The 409-nt window shown below is 63.1% G+C and carries 1 pseudogene; it reads right to left on the reverse strand.

Annotated elements, in window-relative coordinates:
• Positions 1-409, reverse strand: a pseudogene (locus tag NR164_RS30295) (L-arabinose ABC transporter permease AraH); the annotation flags it as partial.

The raw sequence follows: 409 nt of genomic DNA on the forward strand, positions 1-409 counted from the left end.
ATGGCCATGGTGTTGCGCCCGTAGGTGGTGTAGTTGAGCAGCCAGCCGAAGAACAGGAAGCAGACGATGGTGATCAGGATCGGCACCGGCACGCCCAATAACTGGCCGTTGCCGAACACGAAGAACTGATCCTGGGACACCCCCACCGCCTTGCCGTCGGCAAAGATATAGGCCAGGCCGCGCACGATCTGCATGGTCGCCAAGGTGGTGATCAGTGCATTGACCCGCAGCTTGGCGATGACGATGCCGTTGATCAGCCCGACAATCAGGCCCATCAGCAGCGCCGCGCCGATGCCGAGCATGACGCTGTCGGTGTCGCGCATCACAATCGCGGCCACCACCCCGGCGCAGGCGATCACCGAGCCCACCGACAAGTCGAAGTGCCCCGACGCCAGGCAGAACAGCATGG

The organism is Pseudomonas sp. Pse79 (genome assembly GCF_024519615.1).
GTDB lineage: Bacteria > Pseudomonadota > Gammaproteobacteria > Pseudomonadales > Pseudomonadaceae > Aquipseudomonas > Aquipseudomonas veronii.